Below are 16,128 nucleotides of genomic sequence, written 5' to 3'. Positions count from 1 at the left end.
TTCCAGATCACATTTGGCACGCCGATGGCCCGCGAGCGATGCGCGCGAGCCACGGCGAACATTGAAGCGACAGCATAACAAACCGATCTCCCAGGGCATAACCTGGCCGAATGGACGAGGTCAGAACGCGCGCAAAATCAGTTAGACTCGACGGCAGTTTCGCGCTGTCTTTCCAACTGCGGTTTTCTCGGTGAATGGATTCAGGTAGTCGATGCGCTATTCGGTCGAAATAAGAAAATTCCTTTATAGCCAGTACTTTTATGGCGGCCTGCGCATCGCGGTCGGCGTGTCGTTACCGGCCATCCTGTGCCTGATCGTGTTTCACAATCGTGAGCTCGGCTTCACGATCGCGACCGGCGCGCTCGGCGCCTGCGTCGTCGACATGCCGGGCCCGCTCAAGTACAAGCACAACGAGATGCTGGCCTGCTCGGTGATCGGCTTTCTGTCCGCGCTCGCCACCGGCCTCGCCACCGTCAATCCGATCGCGCTGTGGTGCACCGTCGTGCCGCTCACGTTCGTGCTGTCGCTGATCGTCGTGTACGGCAACCGCTGGCCGCAGATCAGCTTCGCGACGCTGTTCATGATGATCCTGACGCTGGAGGAGCACTTCACGCCGCTGCAGGCGCTCGTCAATGCGTCGTGGATCCTGCTCGGCGGCCTCTGGTACACATACTGGTCGACCTTCGTGAGCCAATGGATGGTGTATCGGATCGAGCAGCAGGCGCTCGCCGAAAGCGTGTTCGCGTGCGCGGACTATCTGCTCGCGCGCGCCGCCTTCTACGATCTCGACAACGATCTCGACGAGTGCTATCGCAACCTGGTCGACAAGCAGATCGCCGCGGTCGATCGCCAGGAGGCCGCGCGCGACATCGTGCTGCGCAATCTGCCCAAGCTCAAACGCGGCAAGCTCGAACCACGCCGGGCGATGCTGTACAACCTGTTCATCAATACCGTCGATCTGCACGAGCTGTTCGTCGGCGCGCAAACCGATTACACGCTCGTGCGCAGCACGTTCGGCGGCTCCGACCTGCTGGTGTTCTATCGCGATCTGATCCGCAAGGCCGCCGAAGATCTCGAGGAGATCGGCCTCGCGGTGCTGCAGAACCAGGCGCCGCGCAAGCGCGTGAACGTGAAGGCCGAGTTGCGCGCGATCGAGTATGAAATCGAGCTGATGCGCAAGCAGGAGCTGCCGACGCAGAACCCGGAGGCATATTCGGCGGTGTCGTCGAATTTCCGCCGTATCTGGAGCGCCACGCGGCTGATCGACAAGATGCACCGCAGCCTCACCACCGAGCCGAGTCCGACCGAGACCGAACTGCGCATCGACCAGGCGCTGAGCCGCTTCGTGACGAGCCGGCGCGTGCCGTTCGGGCAGATCTTCTCGAATCTGACGATGGCCTCGCCCAGCTTTCGCCATGCGTTGCGCGTGACGATCGCGGTCGCCGTGGGCTTCTGGCTCGGCCGCCTGCTGCCGCTGACGAACGCGTACTGGATCGTGATGACCACCGTCATCATTCTGAAGCCCGGCTACTCGCTGACCAAGCAGCGCAACGGGCAGCGGATCATCGGCACGCTGATCGGCTGCGCGGCGAGCATCGCGCTGATCATCTTCGTGAAGGAGCCGCATATCCTGATGGTCGTGATGTTCGCGTCGATGGTGATGAGCTACAGCCTGCTGCTGTTCAACTACACGGCGAGCGTCGTGTTCACGTCGTCGTACGTGCTGCTGCTGTTCCATCTGCTTGCGCCGGGCAGCCTGCGCATCATCGGCGAGCGCGCGATCGATACCGTGGTCGGCTGCGCGATCGCGATCGCGGCGAGCCACCTGTTCCCGTACTGGGAGTACCGCTTGATGGGCAAGCTGGTCAACAACATGATCAGCGCGACGCGGCAGTATCTCGAAGCGAGCTGGTGGTGGAGCGGCAAGCCGGCCGCGGCGGTGGTCGCGGCCGTGACCGAAGCGGGCGCGCGCGCGCCGGCGGCCGCGATGGCGGACCCGGCGCTCGGCTTTGGCGGGCCGGCGCTCGCGGTCGCTGGAGCCGAAGGAGAAGTGGGGAGTGCCGGCGGTGCGCGCGGCACCGAGCGCGCGAACCGTGCACCGCCGCTCGCGGACGCAAGTGCCGGCGCGAACGCGGGTGACGCCCCCCCTGGCACCACCACGATCCGCAATCCGACCGCGCGCCCGACAAGCGGCGCATCGGCGGCCGCTGCTGCGGCGGCGACCGCGCTCGACCGCGATTACCGCTATCGGCTCGCGCGCAAGAACGTCCACGTTGCGTTCGCCAATCTCGGCCAGGCGTTCCAGCGGATGATGCTCGAACCGAAGTCCGCGCAGAAGTTCGTGCCGGAGTTGAACGGGCTGCTGGTGCGCAGTCACGTGCTCGCGTCGCAGATCACGGCCGCCGCGCCGTTGCTGCGCACATCCGCGCAACAGCAGCAACAGGTCGAGGACGTCTCGCTACAACCGCTGCAGCGCGCTTTGAGCCTCGTGCGCGACAACCTGAGCGCCGCCGAAGCCGGCACCGCGTTGCCCGCCGAGCAGAGCGAGCAGATCAAACTGATGAGTCGCGAGCTCGACGCGATGGTCGTCAAAACGGAGAAATCGCCGGACTATACGGCCGATGCCGTGCACGACACGAAGCTGCTCGCGCATCAATGCAAGCAGATGCTCGCGGCATCCGCGCAGATTCGCAAGGACGCGAGCATCATCCGGTTGCCGGACGAGTGAAACAGCCAGGCGCGCGTTATTGCGCGGCGCCGCTCGCCGGTCTCAGCGCGTTGACTGCCGCGGCTGCCTCCGAAGCCACCGGCGGCACCTGCGTGGGATGGCTTTCGAACTCGTGCTTTTCACGGATCGCGTTGTAGATCAGCGTGACGGTCACGAGCAGAATCGCCGCCACGATAAAGACGGCGATGCCAAAGGTCGGGTTCTTCTTGCGCGGCGGTCTGGTCATGAAGCGGGCTCGATCGCGAAGCAGTCGCGGATGGGTCGGAGAAGGCGGCATTCTACGCCCAGTGGGCTTGCACGCGGCTTGCAGCCGACGGGAGCGGTATGCATGCGCCGTGGCGCGTTTTGCTTTCGAAACAGCAAGCGGCGCACCCGGCATTCACGGATGCTCCACGGTCATCACGTTACCGCCGACGAACGCACCGGCAACGCCGTCGAATATTTGATCTGCTCCATCGCGAAGCTCGAACTCACGTCGTACAGCGGCACGGCCGTGATCAACTGCTTGTAGATCCGGTCGTAGTCGTCGATATCGGAGACCACCACGCGCAGCAGATAGTCGGTCTCGCCGCTCATCCGATAGACCTCGACCACTTCGGGAATATCGCGCACCGCTTGCGTAAATGCGGCGGCCCATGTCTCCGTGTGCTGGTTCGTGCGCACCGCCACGAAAACCGTGGTTCCGACGCCGAGCTTGCGCGCGTCGCACAACGCCACCTGCGCGCGAATCACGCCCGCCTCCTTCAGGCGCTGCAGCCGCTTCCAGCAGGGCGTCTGTGAAAGGTTCACGCGCTGCGCGAGTTCGGCGATCGGCATCGTAGCGTCTGCCTGCAGCAATTCGAGCAGCTTCCGATCGATGATATCCATACCCATACCCCCACCTCTTATAGGAAATTATTCTACTTTTATGACGGTCGAGGGAATTATATGGAAACTCTTTCTCCGGGCAAACCGGTATAAATATCGATACCGAAAATTACCGACCAGCAGCGCTGCATCAACATCATGAGCGACGACCTTCGCGCCACCGCTTTCGAGCCGCTTCCCGACTACCTGAAGTCGCTGCCGGACCCGGCGCGAGTCGAAGCGGCCGCGTTACCTATGCACGCGCTGCGCGATATGAAGCGCACACCGCTCGAGCGACTGAGCGACACGCTCGACGCGATGTTCGAAGCCTGCGCTAAATGTCCGGAACCGTCGCATTCGACATTCTTCGCGCGCACCATGCGGCTCGCGCTCGCCGAGGCGGCCGCCGACCCGGCGCTGCTCGCACCGATGCAACGCGAAGGCTCCGTCGACACCTATCGGCGCCATCTGCTCGTCGCCGATCCGCAAGGCCGCTACGCAATCGCCGCGCTGGTCTGGCAGCCCGGCCAGGCGAGCCCCGTGCACGCGCATCACACGTGGTGCGGTTACGCGGTGGTCGAAGGCAAACTGAGCGAAACGGCCTTCCAATGGGACGACGCGCAGCAATGCGCGAGCGCGCTGCGCGCTCAGACGCGCAAACGCGGCGCGGTGTCGTACGTGCGCGGCGGCCGTGCCGCGATTCATCGGCTCGGCAACGGCAGCGACGCACCGGCGGTGTCGCTGCATGTCTATGGCGTCGAAGGCGCACGGATCGGCACGCACGTGAACGACATCGTGCGCATGGCCGACGCCGCGGAGATGGTTTGACGATGGTTGCACGTCGCGACGACGCGTGACGTGAAGTAACGCGTTCGCGCGATCAATCAATCACGCGAACACACCAGCACGCGGCCGCCGCCGCACGGCCCGCAACACCCCCCGCCTCAACTCTTCCCACCCACATCGCCTGCCGTCGGAATCTGCGGCGGAATCGGCGCGGTCTGTCCGGTCGGCGGCGGCGCCGGACGCGGTTCGTGCGACACATCACGCGCGGGCGCAAGCGGCACATGTGTCGACGCGCGCGCCGACGGGCCGACAGCGCCCACCTGATACTCCGCTTCGCGCGGATACTCGTGCGCCGCTTCGCCGGTGCGCTCGCGCGTGGATTCATGCGCCTTTCGATGCGCTTTGCCGTGTACGCCGTCGCGCGCCCGCTGATGCACATCGCCATGTGCATGCCTGCTGTCATCGGCACCGGCGTCGACAGGCGCGACGAACCCGGTCATCTCATCGTCGCGCAACGGCTCGCCCTCGCTATCCTTCGACGACGTGTACACCCGCATCTGCGCGACCGGAATCTCGATGCCCGCCTCGTCCATCTTGCGCTTGAGCCGCAAATTGAACGCCCGCGCCACGCTCCATTGCTGCAACGGCCGCGTCTTGATCTGCCCTTTGACCACCATCCAGTTCGGATCGAAACGGTCGAGGCCCCACACCTCGATCGGCCCGAGCATCTCGCGCCGGTAGCGGAAGTCGGCCATCAGTTCCGCGCCGACTTCGCGGATCAGCTGCGTGATCTCGTCGACATCGGTCGAGAACGACATGCGCACCTCGAACACCGCATATGCGAAATCGCGCGACAGGTTCTTCACGATCTTGATCTGCGAGAACGGAATCGCGTGGATCGCGCCCTGCCCGTCGCGCAGCCGCACGGTGCGGATCGACAGATGTTCGACCGTGCCCGCATGGCCGCCATCGACGTCGATCCAGTCGCCGACCGAGATCGTGTCCTCGATGATGATGAAGAGCCCGGTGATCAGGTCGGTCACCAGCGATTGCGCGCCGAAACCGATCGCCAGACCGATCACGCCCGCGCCGGCGAGCAGCGGCGTCACGTTGATGCCGAGGTTAGCGGCGGTGACGATGCCGCCGATCGTCATGATCGAAACCAGCAACACGTTGCGCACCAGCGGCAGCATCGTGCGGGCGCGCGTGCTCGGGATGCGCGCCTTGTTGCGCGGGCTGCCCGGATTGAGCGTTTCGGTGATCGCGGTGTCGACCAGAATCCACAGCAGCCACGCGATGAACACGGTGGCGACGATCGCCGTCATCGCATGTGCGATGCCGCGCGCCGCCACGTTCCTCTCGATCACCGCGGCCAGCGACACGTCCCATAGACGCGCCGCCAATTCGAAGAAAAACAGCCAGATGAACAAGGTCAGCAAGGTGCCGCAAAAGCGCAGCAGCCGCGTCAGGTACGGCGAGCGGCGCCGCGCGCGGGCGCTGCGCGGCCGCGTCATGCGCAGCACGATCGCCGACAGGAAAAACGCCAGCACCAGCAGCAGCGCGGTAACGATCGAGATCTGCAGCACGTTTTCGCTGGAGCCGGAGCCGCCCAGCGTCGCGACCACCGACGCGGCCGCCAGCACCAGCACCGGCACGTGCCACATCGCGGCAAGCACCTCGAACGCATCGGTTGCGGCCCTATGGTCGTTGCGCTGTTCGTACGGCCGGTTGCGAATCAGGTGCGCGACCGGCCGGCGGAAAGCGAGCGCGAAATAGCCGGTCAGTACGGCGGCCGTCATGTTGGCCGCGGTCGAAATCAGCGCGGCGAGGTTGGTGCCGATCTGATGCTCGACGTCGTAATTGACGGCTGCGTCGCCGAGCGCGCCGCACACGCCGATCACGAACAGCACGCGGCGCGCGTGATCGATCAGCAGGCGCACCGCGACGCGCCGGTGGCCCGAGCCGAACAGCGAGAACATGATCAGGCAGATCGCGGAAAACACCGCGCCCGCGACGATCGCGTACGCGACCACCATGCCGAGCGTGCGGCCGAGCGCATCGGGCATCGCGCGCATGAACAGCAGCGCCGCGATGAACGCGATGATCCACGGGCCGACGCGGCGCAACGCGAAGATCAGCAGCTCGCGCGTGGTGGGATTGGGCCGCAGCACCAGTTCGATGCCGAAGCGTCTGTGCACCCGATGCTGCAGGTAGATCAGCGCGCCGGCACAGGCGCCCCAGCCGGCCAGCATCCCCAGCATCGCCAGCAGGATCGTGCCGACACCCTCGCGGCCCTGGCCGGAGACGATCGTGTACAGCTCATTGCCGGCCGCGGTCACGCGCCCGCTCCAGTAGCGCACCGGCGTGCGGCCCTGATGCACATCGGATTCGAACGACGCGATGCCCGATGCGATCGCGCCGAGCAGGCCCGGGCTCGGTTGCACGGCCGCGGGCGCGGGCGGGCCGACGGTTTGCGCGGCGCTTTGCGATACGTCGCGCAATTTCTTGAGCTGGGCGACGAGCGCACTGCGCTGGCGGTCGTTGTCGAGCGTGGCGATCACGCTGTCGAGCGAGCGCGCAAGCTCCGCCTGGCTGGCGGGCGACGGCGCCGACGCCGCCTCGGGCGCCGATGTACCCGACGCCGCGGACGCGGGCGTCGCGTTCACCGTCGCGCTGTTGATCAGGCTCTGCAAGGCCGGAATCACCGGCGTGCCGCCGCCGACCGCGGGGCCGGCGGCTTGCGCGATGCGCGGCAGCACGCCGAGACACAGAATCAGCGCGGCGCATAGCAGCACGGCAAACCAACCGGGCGCACTTGCGCTCGCGCGCAGGCGGGCGTCGCCGCTGGCAGTGCCGCGAACGATGTAATTGGAGGAAAGATGAGTGGCGGTGAGAATCGCCGGCTGCTGCCCGCCGCCAGACGGTGCAGCCTCGGACTCACGCCGCGACGGGCATGACTGCATGGCAATCCGTGAGAAAACGGCAGACGCCAGTGTAGCCGCAGTTACGCCCGGCGCGCCCGAACATGCGTAACCGAATGTTAGTACGCTTGCGCGGCCGGCGAAATCGATGCGCCGGTCGTCAGTACGCGACCGTCGCGATCTGGCGGATGAAGCGGCCCTGCTCCAGTTCGTCGACGAACGCGATCGCGTAGTCTTCGGCCGAAATGCGGCTGTTGCCGTCCGCGTCCGCGATCAGCGTGTTCGCGCCCGTGCGGAACTTGCCGGTGCGCTCGCCCGGCGCGATCAGCGCGGCCGGCGCGAAGAAGGTCCAGTCGAGATCGGTCACGCCGCGGTAGTAGTCGAAGGCGGCGCGATGCGCGAGCGCGATGCCCTTGTACGCGTCCGGAAAACCGTCGGTATCGACCAGTTGCTTGCCTGGCGCGACTTCGAGCGAGCCCGCGCCGCCTACCACGACGACCCGTTTCAGCCCCGCCGCGCGCACCCCTTCGACCAGCGCGCGGGTGGCCTGCGTCAGCGTGGCGAGATCGCCTTGCGGCGGCGCATACGCGCTTGCGACGACGTCCTGACCGCGCACCGCCGCGCCGACGCTCGCCGCGTCGAGCAGATCGGCCTGCGCCGCGTGCAGATTCGCGACGCCGGCCGGCACGCGCGCCGGATCGCGCACCAGCGCCGTCACCTGATGCCCGCGACGCGCGGCTTCCGCGGCAATCCGCGAACCGATCATGCCGGTCGCGCCAAACAAGGCGATCTTCAGTTGCTTGCTCATATCAGCGTACTCCTCAAGTTGTTTTATATGTAACTCTCAAAGTTACATATAGCGAGAAAAAAAGCGGGGCTCTCACCCCGTTCACTTGCTAGACGCGCTCAAGCTCGGCGCTTGCGCGCGCGATGCCGCTCCGAGCGGACCACGTCGGCGGTCGCATCGGCTAGCGTGCGTGCTGCCAGCGCCGCCTCCATTGCCTGCTGCGCTTCGTCGACGATCCCGCTCAGTACGCTCTGGATATTGCGCCCGACCATGCACGCGGGATTCGGCTCCTCGCGATGCAACGCGAACAACTGCGCGTCTTCCACCGCGCGATAGACGTCGAGCAGCGTGATCTGTTCCGGCCGCCGCGCGAGCAACGCGCCGCCACCGGCACCCATCTGCGACGTGGTGAGGCCGGCCTCGGAGAGCATGGCCAGAAGCCGGCGAATCAGCACGGGATTCGTGTTCACGCTGCCCGCAATCATTTCCGACGACAACGGCACGCCGCCCTGTAACGACAACAGCGCGAGCACATGCACGGCAAAGGCAAACCGGCTACTCGTGTTCACGACAGATCCCGCAACGACAATGTGTAACCATAGTAATTACATATACCTCTAAAGTCAAACGGCGAAAGCCGGATCGAACGGCGCGCGGGTTATTTGTCCATCTGCTTCTGGGCGTCGGCGGAATCGGTCGATGCGCTCGACGAAGCCGACGAGCTCGCATTCTGCGCCGACCACGCCTGCAGCTTGCGCCCCGCCGTTTCGAGGCTCTGGCCCGTGATCGACGCGGCCCTGCCGAGCTGCGCGTTGGCCGCGCTCGCGGCGTTCTGCAGGTTGGCCTGCGCGCTCGACGCGAGCGCGGCCGGGTCGATCCTGATCGACGGCGCGGAGGCCGAGTCGAGGTTCTGCTGTGCGGCGTCCTTGGTCGCGGTGACCTGTTGGCCGACGAAGCTCGCGGCCTGATCGAGCTTCTGACCGGCAAGCTGCGCGGCGTCGTTGAGCTTGCCCGCGACCTGGCCGGCCGACGCGTCGTTCTTCTGGCACGCGGCCAGCGCGCCGAACACGAAGACCACGACGGCCGCGCGGCGCAATAACGATGAGGAAACAGATGAATTCATGATCAGAAAGGAGCCGCGCCGGGCAGCTCGCACTTGCGAAGAAGTGCCCATGATACCGCCGTTGCGCCGCGCGGCCGCTTCGAGTCGCCCCGGCGAGCCCGGTCGAGTCTCTGTCTGCGAAACATGCTGGAGCCGACGATTAGCAAATATAAGTTGATTATGACTCCAGTGAAGCATGGCTAGTTTGTGTCAATCGCTGAGCTTACGATGGCATCACTTCATCACTCACACGTAGGAGACACATCATGGCAAACATCCAACAGGGCGGTTTCAAGCGGGTCTGGTTCATCACCGGCGCGTCGCGAGGCATCGGCGCATTGATTGCCGAAGCCGCGCTTGCAGACGGCAACGCGGTGGTGGCCGCCGGACGCAAAAGTGCAGCGATCACCGAGCGGCTTGGCGAGTCGGCTGCGTTGCTGCCGGTGGAACTGGACGTAACCAACGAAGCGCAGGCAAAGGCGGCGGTGCAGGCCGCAATCGAAAAATTCGGCCGCGTCGACGTGCTGGTCAACAACGCCGGGTTCGGTCTGCTCGGCGCGGTGGAAGAATCCGCCGACGAGGACGTGCGTCGCATGTACGACACCAACGTCTTCGGCTTGCTCAACGTCACCCGCGCCGTATTGCCGACGATGCGCGCGAACCGCTCGGGCCACGTGATCAATGTGTCGTCGATTGGCGGCTATCGTGCCGCAGCGGGCTTTGGCGTGTATTCGTCGACGAAGTTCGCCGTCGAAGGCATCACGGAAGCATTGCATGCCGAGTTGAAGCCGCTGGGTATTCACGCGACAGTCGTCGAGCCGGGGTATTTTCGTACGGACTTTCTCGATGCGTCGTCGCTGGTCGTTGCGCCGGACGTGATCGACGATTACGACGAAACCTCGGGTGCGGTTCGCCGCAAAGCCATGCAACTGAATCACAACCAGCCCGGCGACCCGACCAAGCTTGCGGCCGCGATGATCGCGCTGGTCGACGCGGCGTCCCCGCCGTTGCGCCTTCCGCTGGGGACGGACACGCTGGCTGCCATCGCCGCGAAAAACGCTTACGTAACGCAGGAAACGGAAGCCTGGAAACAGCTGTCGTCATCGACCGACTTCGCTGCCTAAGTGACAAAAGCAGCGGTTCGGAATGGGCCGAACCGCTGTTCAGCTGAATGGCCGTTGCGCGAATACCGCCGGGCCAGTTAGTTCGTCGGCGTCAGAATCGGTGCGCCGGTATCCTTCAGCAGCAAAACCAGGAATTTAGCCGGCTTGGTCTTGCTGGCATTGCGCCCGACCGTGTGCACGTCGTTCGGCCCTTCGTAGAAGGTTTGGCCCGGCCTTAGCGTGACGGTCTTGCCGCCGCGCACGCCCATCACGATCGAGCCTTCCAGCACATAGATAAAACCGTGCGCATCATGCCGATGTACCGGGTCCGCGCTGCCGGGCGGATACTCGACCGAGAGCACCGTGACCTCCTTGCCCGGATAGTCTTCCAGCGCCTTGGTCATCAGCGGCGTAACTTGCGCCTGCGGCGGCTCGTGCGCCTGTGCGGCGCCCGCTGCCAGCAGCAGCGATGCGATCAGCAATCTGGAAATCTGCATGACGGTGCTCCTTTGCTTATCGATCAGGCCAGGCCCGACTTGTCCACGCCAAAAGCCTTGTCGTAGATACCAGGCGGGATGCGCAAGCCGATGTTGATCCGGTTCCACGCGTTGATCGACATCACCTGGAAGGTCAGGTCGGACAGCTCCTTCTCCGAGAACTGGGTCCGCACGCGATCATAGATTTCATCGCTCACACCCAGCGGCGAAATCTGGGTTAGCGCCTCGGTCCATGCGAGCGCGGCACGCTCGCGCGGCGTGAACAGGTTGGACTCGCGCCACACGGCCACGTGATGAAGGCGCAACGGACGCTCGTCATGGATCGTGGCTTCCTTCACGTGCATGTCGACGCAGAACGAGCAGCCGTTGAGCTGCGAGGCGCGGATGTCGACGAGATGGCGGATGGTCTCCTCGATTGCCGACTTCTTGAGCACGAGACTGAACTCGACGAACTTCTTGAATAGTTCCGGGGATTGTTGCTGGTAGTCGATGCGCTGGGTCATGGCATGTCCTTTGTGAGGTTAAAGAGAGGAAAAACGTTGCGGGAATGCAGTTCAGCCTTTCACGACGGAGCGGCTGAGCCAGGTGTGGAAGCGCGTCGGGCCGACGCGATGACCGCTGCCGGCGACCAGGGTGCGGTCGTCCAGCTCGCTGCCGAAATAGCGGGCGTGGATATCGGCGATCACCGTGCGTGGGTCCTTGTGCGCGGCGAGGAACTTGCGGGCGAGTTCGTCGAGCGGGAAGCGGTCCGGACCGGCGACTTCGGTCGTGTCGTTCAGTGGCATCCCCGCCGCCAGATCGGCCAGGACTGCGGCGACATCGTCGGCGGCGACCGGTTGGATCAGCGCGGGCGAAAGGCGCACCTCGCCTCGCTGGGCGCTGGCCTCGATGATGCCGCTGACGAATTCGAAGAACTGGGTGGCACGCAACAGCGTGTACGGAACCGGCGACGCCTTGATCAGCGTCTCCTGCGCGGCCTTGGCGCGAAAATAGCCGCTTTGCTGCAGGCGTTCGGTGCCCACGACGGACAGAGCAAGATGGTGCTCGACGCCCGCCGCGTGTTCGGCGGCCAGCAGGTTGCGGCCCGTCGTCTGGAAGAAGGTCATCACGGCCTCGTCGTCGAAGGACGGCGCGTTGGCGACATCGACGACGACTTGCGCGCCTTCAAGCGCTTTCGCCACCCCCTCGCCTGTCATCAGGTCCACCCCGGTCGACGGGGAGGCGGCCACCACGTCGTGACCATCGCGGCGAAGCCGCCGCACCACGTTCGAGCCGATCAGTCCGCTACCACCAATGACGACCACTTTCATGTACCACTCCCTCTGGTTCGGTTGACGAAGGGCTTGCTGCTTGATCCGATGGGTGCAGTATCATTCCCAGCCGCCGGCGCCGCTTTGTCTACGCCTTGTATTTCCGTCCAAGATTCCTTGACCTGCTTCATCAGCGCGCCGGGTAGCGCATACCTGGCGGCTTTCTCGCCCTGGAGTCCCGAATGCAATGGGTTTTCGCTGACTGCACGCTGGACCTGGAGCGTCGCGACTTGCGCCGCGCGTCCCAAGCGGTTGCCACGACGCCGAAAGTGTTCGATCTGCTGGTTTATCTGGCGAGCCATCGCAACCGGGTCGTGGGCCGTGATGAGTTGATCAATGCGGTGTGGGACGGACGCGTGATTTCGGAATCCACCATGGCCAGCCACGTCAACGCCGCGCGCAGCGCGGTCGGCGATGACGGTCAACAGCAGCGGGTGATCAAAACCGTGGCGCGCAAGGGATTCCGGTTTGTCGCCGACGTCATCGAACATCCGGCATCTCTGCAGTCCGGTGAGAAACCAGCGACGGCAACCGCAACGTCATCGCCGGATGCGGCGCAGGCCAGCAAGCCTTCGATCGCCGTCTTGCCTTTTGTCAATCTCAGCGGTGACCCCGAGCAGGACTATCTGGCCGACGGTGTGATCGAGGACGTCATCACCGCGCTGTCGCGATACCGCTGGCTGTTCGTCGTCGCGCGCAATTCGAGCTTCACTTACAAGCATCGCAACGTGGATGTGAAGCAGATCGGGCGAGAGCTTGGCGTGCGCTACGTGCTCGAAGGCAGTTGGCGGCAGGCACAGGGCCGCGTTCGCATCACCGGCCAGCTCGTCGATGCGGGCACCGGCGCGACCCATTGGGCTGGCCGCTTCGAGGGCGTGCTCGACAATATTTTCGAGTTCCAGGACCAGATCGCCGACAGTGTGGTCGGCGCGATCGCGCCGCAGGTCGAACAGGCGGAGATCGCGCGCGCGCGGTTCAAACCGACCGAAAGTCTGCATGCCTACGACTACTACCTGCGCGGCATGGCGCAGCTTCATCAAGGCAGCCGCGAAGCGATCGACCAAGCGTTGCCCTTGTTTCAGCGCGCGTTTGCGTGCGACCCTGATCTTGCATCGGCGTATGCAATGGCGGCCTGGTGTCATTGCTGGCGCAAGGTCAATGGCTGGATGCAGGATCGCCCGACGGAAATGGCTGAAGGCGCCCAGTGGGCGCGTCGTGCCGTGGAGTTAGGCAAATACGACGCCGTCGCTCTCGCGCGCAGCGGTCACGCCCTATCGCATCTGGCCGGCGATCTGCCTGAAGGTATTGCCTTGCTGGATCGGGCGCTCGAGTTGAATCCCAATCTTGCTGCCGCCTGGTTTCTCGGCGCATTTCTCCGCTTATGGCACGGCGAAACTGAACAGGCGATCCAGCAATTTGCCCATGCGATGCAGTTGAGTCCGTTGGACCCGGAACGCTACCGGATGCAGTTCGGGTTATCGGCTGCGCATTTGTTCATGGGCAACTTCGTCGAGGCCGCTGCATGGGCCGAGAAAGCCATCCGGGATTTGCCGAGTTTCGGCCTGGCCTACGCAACGCTCGCCGCGAGCCAGGCCTGGCTCGGGAAACCCGCAGAAGCTCGACAAGCTGCGATTCGCTTACGCGAACTGATTCCCGACTTTCGCGTCGTGAACTTGACCGACTGGATGCCGATCCAGCGCGATGAAAACCTTGCCGTCTTCACGGAAGGCCTGGCCAGGGCGGGATTCGATCCGGAACCCGGCGAGGATTGATGCATCCCGCGACGAGCCCCGACATGCAGTGGAGCTCGCCTCAACATCGTTCAACAGCGCCACACATTTCAGAATCTTCCGACAGTTGTAGACGAAACACCTCCCTATAGTCGCGGCTGCTTTTAGGGAGTGCTGTTTCGATGAAACTGATCGACTGGATCGTCACCCTCGTCATCATGCTGATGATGATCGTCTTCTTCTGCGCGCGCCGGCCACCCACCTGGTCGCACGACACCCGCGCTCGGCATATGAAGGGAACCCGTTTGCTGATGCAGGCCGCGTGCGCGCTGTGGGCGGCTCTTCTGGGTGTCACGAACGGCCTGTTTGCCGTCGAGGGTATTGCCGGCGTTCGGCCGACGCCGGCCGAATCGTCCGCCGGCATCGCCGTGCTGCTGGCATGCAGCTGCTACTGGTCGGTGCGCGGCCGAAGACTGCTGAAGCCACGGCGGATTTTCGCCCGCTAAGGAACGGGCGGGCGTCATCCGCGCCGTACGATCGAATGCTCCTACCGCGTAGTGGTCCCTCGCACCGCGTCGAGCGCAGGTGCGGGCAACCCGCTGCCGGCAGCGCCCTGCACGCTCTCGCGCGCACCGCGCGCCGCCAGAGCGGGCCCAGCCGCGGCGAGCACTGCCGCTCCTGCCGCGACCGGTTTCGCGCCCGCGGCACGCGCCACCGGCAGCGACAGATAGAACGTCGTGCCAACCCCCTCCCTCGATTCCGCCCACACTCGCCCGCCATGCCGCTCGACCATCCGTCGCACGAGCGCGAGGCCGATGCCCTCGCCGGCCGCCGCGTGGCCGTGCAGGCGTTGGAACGCGGTGAACAGGCGTGGCAGCGCGATCGACGGAATGCCGAGGCCGTTGTCGCGCACATAGAAGATTCGCAGCGAATGCACGCCCGGCGGTGCGGGCGTCGTGCCGATTTCGACGCGGCCCTCGCGCGCCGGGTCCAGATAGTTGACCGCATTGCCGATCAGATTCGCGAAGATCTGTTCGAGCGCGGTCGGATCGCCCCATACCGCGGGCAATTCGCCGACCGTCACGCGCGCGCGCCGCGCGCGGATCGAGCCCTGCATCGCATCGACGACGCGTTGCACGATGTCGCGCACATCGACCTTCTGGCGGCGGTACTCAACACGTCCGACACGCGACAGCCGCAGCAGCGCGTCGATGATGTGCGACGCGCGCAGCACCGCGGTCTGCAGATAATGCAGCGCCTCGCCGATGTCCTCGTCGACGATCCGCTCGATCCGCTCGCGCGAGCTGATCGCGAGCGACGAGCCGCGCACCGCGTCGCGCAGCTCGTCGCAGGCGCGAATCAGCTCCTTCGAAACTCCCTGCAGGTTCACGAGCGGCGCGCGCAGATCATGCGACACGCTGTAGATGAACATTTCGTTTTCCTGGGTCTGCTGGCGCAGCGTCTCGTTGATGCGCGCGAGTTCGGCGGCGCGGCGTTCGAGGTCCGCACGAAAGCGTGCCTCGATGCGCTCTGCTTCGAGCAGACGGCGGCTCGTCTCGTGCAAGGTCAGATCGAGCCGCGCGATTTCATCGCGACCCGCGCCGAGCGGCGCGAGCGGCTCGTTGCCGGCAAGCCGGCCCGCGTTGTCGGACAGCAGCGCGAGCCGGCCGCGCACGCCGCGCGTGAATATCCAGATGGCCAGCGCGACGAACAGCAGCGAGCCCAACGCGGCCGCCACGGTCAGCGTCTGTTCCCGCTCGCGCACGGCGGCGACGGCATTCGAGCGCGACATGTCGAGGCGTCGCTCCTCGGCCTGGAACGCGGTCACCTGCAAACGGAAATGATCGAGCACGTCGGCCTGGGCGCGATCGTGAAAGCACGCGAGAAGCTCGGCCCGCCGCCCGGCGTGCAGCAGATCCTCAATGCGGTCGGACCACTGGCGGTACGCCTGCACTGCCTGGCGCACCTCGACCACGCGCTCGACTTGCGCGGGATTGTCGCCGACCAGATCGACGAGCTCGTCGATGCGCCGATCGACGTCCATCCATACCGCGATCGGGGTCGTGAAGCGCGCATCGTTGGCAAGCACCGCGCCGCGCAGCGCGACCGACTCGGACAGCACCGGATCGAGAATCGCCGTGGCCTGGCGCAGCACCTCCTCGCTATGTATCGCCCGGCGCTCGGCCATCGTCGCGTCGGCCTGCGCCTTCACGACGCCGGTGAGCAGCGCGAGTTCGAAGACGGCCGGGATCGCGATCAGCAGCAGGCCTTTTGTGGTCAGTCTCATGCGTGCCCATGGGAGGGTTGGCAGGCGGATC

The 16,128-nt window shown here is 65.1% G+C and carries 15 protein-coding genes; 5 read left to right on the top strand and 10 right to left on the bottom strand.

Annotation, left to right across the window (positions count from 1 at the left end):
* The first annotated feature begins 211 nt into the window (after nucleotides 1-211).
* Nucleotides 212-2,728 carry an FUSC family protein gene (locus tag BC1002_RS05780; RefSeq protein ID WP_013089135.1) on the top strand — a complete coding sequence of 839 codons (2,517 nt, stop codon included), beginning with the start codon at nucleotides 212-214 and terminating at the stop codon, nucleotides 2,726-2,728.
* 16 nt (nucleotides 2,729-2,744) lie between these two features.
* Here BC1002_RS05780 and BC1002_RS05775 read toward each other — a convergent pair whose 3' ends face one another.
* Together BC1002_RS05775 and BC1002_RS05770 are read right to left on the bottom strand one after the other, a co-directional pair.
* Nucleotides 2,745-2,954, bottom strand: coding sequence for a hypothetical protein (locus BC1002_RS05775; protein WP_013089134.1), 210 nt, complete (start codon nucleotides 2,952-2,954; stop codon nucleotides 2,745-2,747).
* 173 nt (nucleotides 2,955-3,127) lie between these two features.
* Complete coding sequence (locus tag BC1002_RS05770) at nucleotides 3,128-3,601, bottom strand: Lrp/AsnC family transcriptional regulator (RefSeq protein ID WP_013089133.1); 474 nt, start codon at nucleotides 3,599-3,601, stop codon at nucleotides 3,128-3,130.
* A 132-nt stretch (nucleotides 3,602-3,733) separates the two neighbouring features.
* Between BC1002_RS05770 and BC1002_RS05765 the strand changes: the two genes are divergently transcribed.
* On the top strand, nucleotides 3,734-4,402 hold the full coding sequence (locus tag BC1002_RS05765) for a cysteine dioxygenase family protein (RefSeq protein WP_013089132.1): 669 nt from the start codon (nucleotides 3,734-3,736) through the stop codon (nucleotides 4,400-4,402).
* 116 nt (nucleotides 4,403-4,518) lie between these two features.
* Here the strand turns inward: BC1002_RS05765 and BC1002_RS05760 are convergent, their stop codons facing one another.
* The 4 genes from BC1002_RS05760 to BC1002_RS05745 all read right to left on the bottom strand — a co-directional run bounded on the left by BC1002_RS05760 (nucleotide 4,519) and on the right by BC1002_RS05745 (nucleotide 9,191).
* Nucleotides 4,519-7,323 carry a mechanosensitive ion channel family protein gene (locus BC1002_RS05760; protein WP_013089131.1) on the bottom strand — a complete coding sequence of 935 codons (2,805 nt, stop codon included), beginning with the start codon at nucleotides 7,321-7,323 and terminating at the stop codon, nucleotides 4,519-4,521.
* 118 nt (nucleotides 7,324-7,441) lie between these two features.
* Nucleotides 7,442-8,089: an NAD(P)-dependent oxidoreductase gene (locus tag BC1002_RS05755; RefSeq protein WP_013089130.1), complete on the bottom strand. Its 648-nt coding sequence runs from the start codon at nucleotides 8,087-8,089 to the stop codon at nucleotides 7,442-7,444.
* Between the two features lie 98 nt (nucleotides 8,090-8,187).
* Nucleotides 8,188-8,637 carry an Rrf2 family transcriptional regulator gene (locus tag BC1002_RS05750; protein WP_013089129.1) on the bottom strand — a complete coding sequence of 150 codons (450 nt, stop codon included), beginning with the start codon at nucleotides 8,635-8,637 and terminating at the stop codon, nucleotides 8,188-8,190.
* Nucleotides 8,638-8,726: 89 nt separating this feature from the next.
* Nucleotides 8,727-9,191, bottom strand: a complete 465-nt coding sequence (locus tag BC1002_RS05745) for a BCAL1086 family glycoprotein (protein WP_193373029.1) — start codon at nucleotides 9,189-9,191, stop codon at nucleotides 8,727-8,729.
* A gap of 245 nt (nucleotides 9,192-9,436) precedes the next feature.
* Between BC1002_RS05745 and BC1002_RS05740 the strand changes: the two genes are divergently transcribed.
* Entirely contained in the window at nucleotides 9,437-10,294 is an 858-nt protein-coding gene (locus BC1002_RS05740) for an oxidoreductase (protein ID WP_013089127.1), read from the top strand.
* A gap of 77 nt (nucleotides 10,295-10,371) precedes the next feature.
* Here the strand turns inward: BC1002_RS05740 and BC1002_RS05735 are convergent, their stop codons facing one another.
* The 3 genes from BC1002_RS05735 to BC1002_RS05725 are packed head-to-tail and all read right to left on the bottom strand — an operon-like array spanning nucleotide 10,372 to nucleotide 12,080.
* Complete coding sequence (locus tag BC1002_RS05735; RefSeq protein ID WP_013089126.1) at nucleotides 10,372-10,770, bottom strand: cupin domain-containing protein; 399 nt, start codon at nucleotides 10,768-10,770, stop codon at nucleotides 10,372-10,374.
* 23 nt (nucleotides 10,771-10,793) lie between these two features.
* Nucleotides 10,794-11,273 (bottom strand): carboxymuconolactone decarboxylase family protein, encoded by a 480-nt coding sequence (locus BC1002_RS05730; RefSeq protein WP_013089125.1) that lies wholly within the window; start codon nucleotides 11,271-11,273, stop codon nucleotides 10,794-10,796.
* Nucleotides 11,274-11,324: 51 nt separating this feature from the next.
* Nucleotides 11,325-12,080, bottom strand: coding sequence for an SDR family oxidoreductase (locus BC1002_RS05725; protein WP_013089124.1), 756 nt, complete (start codon nucleotides 12,078-12,080; stop codon nucleotides 11,325-11,327).
* A gap of 182 nt (nucleotides 12,081-12,262) precedes the next feature.
* Here BC1002_RS05725 and BC1002_RS05720 point away from each other — a divergent pair, with 182 nt between their 5' ends.
* Nucleotides 12,263-13,852 carry a winged helix-turn-helix domain-containing tetratricopeptide repeat protein gene (locus tag BC1002_RS05720; RefSeq protein WP_013089123.1) on the top strand — a complete coding sequence of 530 codons (1,590 nt, stop codon included), beginning with the start codon at nucleotides 12,263-12,265 and terminating at the stop codon, nucleotides 13,850-13,852.
* A 140-nt stretch (nucleotides 13,853-13,992) separates the two neighbouring features.
* A complete protein-coding gene (locus BC1002_RS05715) occupies nucleotides 13,993-14,316 on the top strand; it encodes a hypothetical protein (protein WP_013089122.1) in 324 nt (107 codons plus the stop codon).
* A gap of 41 nt (nucleotides 14,317-14,357) precedes the next feature.
* Here the strand turns inward: BC1002_RS05715 and BC1002_RS05710 are convergent, their stop codons facing one another.
* Complete coding sequence (locus tag BC1002_RS05710; protein WP_013089121.1) at nucleotides 14,358-16,097, bottom strand: sensor histidine kinase; 1,740 nt, start codon at nucleotides 16,095-16,097, stop codon at nucleotides 14,358-14,360.
* Nucleotides 16,098-16,128: the final 31 nt, after the last annotated feature.

This window comes from Paraburkholderia atlantica (assembly GCF_000092885.1).
Taxonomy (GTDB): Bacteria; Pseudomonadota; Gammaproteobacteria; order Burkholderiales; family Burkholderiaceae; genus Paraburkholderia; species Paraburkholderia atlantica.
This window is presented reverse-complemented; position numbering and strand designations above follow the sequence as displayed.